This is a genomic window from Peterkaempfera griseoplana (assembly GCF_001418575.1).
Taxonomy (GTDB): Bacteria; Actinomycetota; Actinomycetes; order Streptomycetales; family Streptomycetaceae; genus Peterkaempfera; species Peterkaempfera griseoplana.
The window spans coordinates 1-1,926 of sequence record NZ_LIQR01000790.1 but is presented as its reverse complement, the minus strand read 5'-3'; the positions used below and the strand labels follow the sequence as shown (position 1 = coordinate 1,926).

Below are 1,926 nucleotides of genomic sequence, written 5' to 3'. Positions count from 1 at the left end.
CGACCAGGGGCCCGCTCAAGGGCCCCACGCAGCCCGAAGGCCCGGGACGGCACCCTCGGGGGGTGCCGTCCCGGGCCTTCGGTGCCCTCCGCCGCTCTCAGCGGCGCAGGGACGGCTTGAGCTCCTTGAGCCGGCCGAGCAGTCCGTTGACGAACGCCGGGGACTCGTCGGTGGAGAACTCCTTGGCGATCTCGACCGCCTCGTCCAGGACGACGGCGTCGGGGACCTCGTCCTCCCAGATCAGTTCATAGGCGCCGAGCCGCAGGATGTTGCGGTCCGCGATCGGCATGCGGTCCAGCGTCCAGCCGACCGCGTAGCCGGCGATGAGCTCGTCGATCCGCGCGGCGTGCTGCGCGTACCCCTCGACCAGCTGCATCGTGTACTCGCCCACCTGAGGGACGCCCTCGTCCGGCTTGGGCTCCCTCGCACGGCGCACCCAGTCGGCGAGGACGCCCTGCGGGTCCACGCCCCGGTGGTCGGCCTCGAAGAGGATCTGGAAGGCGCGCTTGCGGGCCTTGCTGCGTGCTGCGGACACGGTTAGCTGTTCACCCGGCCGAGGTAGCTGCCGTCGCGGGTGTCGACCTTGACCTTCTCGCCGGTGGTGATGAAGAGCGGCACCGCGATCTCGTAGCCGGTCTCCAGGCGGGCCGGCTTGGTGCCGCCGGTCGAGCGGTCGCCCTGGACGCCCGGCTCGGTGTACTCGATGACCAGCTCGACGGAGGCCGGGAGCTCCACGTAGAGCGCGGAGCCCTCGTAGATCGCCACGACGGCCTCGAAGCCCTCGAGCAGGTAGTTGGCGGCGTCGCCGACCACCTCGGGCGCGATCGGCATCTGCTCGTAGGTGTCCGTGTCCATGAACACGAAGTCCGAGCCGTCCTTGTAGGAGAACTGCATGCCGCGCTTGTCCACGGTGGCGGTCTCCACCTTGGTGCCGGCGTTGAAGGTCTTGTCGACGACCTTGCCGGAGAGCACGTGCTTGAGCTTGGTGCGGACGAAGGCGCCGCCCTTGCCGGGCTTGACGTGCTGGAACTCGACGACGGACCAGAGCTGGCCGTTGTCGAGCTTGAGCACCATGCCGTTCTTGAGGTCGTTCGTGGTCGCCACGGTCGCACTAACTCCTGCATATAGCTGTCAAGGAACCAAGGGTGTGTGGCCTGCGGACCCCCGAGGGGTCACAGGGCGAGGAGCTCCTTGGTGGTGATGGTGAGCAGCTCGGGACCGCCCTCCCCAAGGGGTCGGACGACGAGCGTGTCCTCGATCCGGACACCGCCCCGCCCCGGGAGGTGAACCCCTGGGCCGACGGTGACCGGCACACGAGCGTCCAGTTTACCCATGTCTCCCGGCCCGAGTCGCGGCTCCTCCGCGATCTCCAGCCCCGTGCCGTGCCCGACCGGCCTCGGCGTGGCCTCCGTGTGGCCCGCGGCCTGGAGCACCTCGCGTACCGCGCGGTCCGCCTCCTGGCACAGAGTGCCCGGCTGCAGCGCCTCCCGGCCGGCCCGCTGGGCCGCGAAGACCACCGCGTGCAGGTCGATCTGCCACTGCGCCGGTGCGGTGCCGATCACAAAGGTACGGGCGGCCGAGGCACCGTAGCCGCGGTAGCGGGCGCCCAGGGCGACGGTGAGGAAGTCCCCCTCCTCCACCCGGCGGTCGGTGGGCCGGTGTCCGGGCAGACCCGCATGGGTGCCGGTGCCGATGGAGACGGGGAAGGCGGCCCGGTCCGCGCCGTGGTCCACCATCCGCCGCTCCAGCTCCATCGCCAGATGCCGCTCGGTACGGCCCACCAGGATGGACTCCAGCAGTTCGCCCAGGGCCTGGTCGGCGATCTCGGCGGAGATCCGCAGCGCCGTGATCTCATCCTCGTCCTTGACCAGGCGCAGCTGCTCCACGGCCCGGTCGAGGTCGACGACCCGGGCGGGGGCGGCGGCC

The 1,926-nt window shown here is 70.8% G+C and carries 3 protein-coding genes; all 3 read right to left on the bottom strand.

All coding sequences use genetic code 11. The features are described 5' to 3' along the window. Positions 1–97 precede the first annotated feature (97 nt). Positions 98–535, bottom strand: coding sequence for a transcription antitermination factor NusB (nusB, locus tag AOK09_RS36820; RefSeq protein ID WP_055591502.1), 438 nt, complete (start codon positions 533–535; stop codon positions 98–100). Between the two features lie 2 nt (positions 536–537). Further along, complete coding sequence (gene efp, locus AOK09_RS36815) at positions 538–1,104, bottom strand: elongation factor P (RefSeq protein WP_055591501.1); 567 nt, start codon at positions 1,102–1,104, stop codon at positions 538–540. A 68-nt stretch (positions 1,105–1,172) separates the two neighbouring features. Then, the coding region (locus tag AOK09_RS36810) for a M24 family metallopeptidase (protein ID WP_055591500.1) at positions 1,173–1,926 on the bottom strand (754 nt) is incomplete at its 5' end.